The 637-nt window shown below is 33.0% G+C and carries 1 protein-coding gene; it reads right to left on the reverse strand.

Annotated features, from left to right (window positions below):
- Positions 1-21: 21 nt before the first annotated feature.
- Positions 22-573, reverse strand: coding sequence for a SecY-interacting protein Syd (locus tag A6E04_RS15480; protein ID WP_065611785.1), 552 nt, complete (start codon positions 571-573; stop codon positions 22-24).
- Positions 574-637: the final 64 nt, after the last annotated feature.

Consider the following 637-nt stretch of genomic DNA (forward strand, 5'->3'; position numbering starts at 1 on the left):
GTTGATGCATTTGTTATGTGCCTAGTTGAAAAACTCGTATATTGATTCTGCTTTTGTTTCAAGGCTAAGAGAATTATGCCCTACAACTGCTACCGAACCTGTATCATTGTTTACAGCAATCAACCAACCATCCATTTTGCGACCAATAGGAATATAAACCGTGTCTATATCAAACAAATCAGACTTCAGCGTTTCAATCCTTCCTTGTAATTTAGTCACATTTTCAGGACATGTTAAAAATTCCATGCACATTTCTGAATTTGAATGTTGAGATGAAATAGCTTTAGTATTTTTTATTTGAACAAATCCAGACCAAAAACAACTATAGTATTCAACAATTGATTCATGAAGCTCTATTCCTAATGCATTTTCTAAATCAGAAAAATCAACTTTTTTATACATGGTAAGGCTATCGGGAAACATGTAAGAATCGAGTTCAGCAATATAATCCTCGTGTGGGTCAAAAGCTATGATTCCTTCCAATTCATTCTTGGTTATAATGCCAATCTCTTCACTATTACCATCCCGTCTAAATACATTTAATAACAAATCTTTCATGGAAATTTCTGACATTTATTACACCTATAATCTAATTATTTTAAATACTCAAATAAGCACTGGTGTGCCCCTCGAAAAG

The sequence above is a fragment of the Aliivibrio logei genome (assembly GCF_001691055.1).
In the GTDB taxonomy this organism is placed as follows: Bacteria; Pseudomonadota; Gammaproteobacteria; order Enterobacterales; family Vibrionaceae; genus Aliivibrio; species Aliivibrio salmonicida.

Coding starts and splice junctions, on each gene's coding strand:
- A6E04_RS15480 (WP_065611785.1), bottom strand. CDS start 573: ATGTCAGAAATTTCCATGAAAGATTTGTTATTAAATGTATTTAGACGG.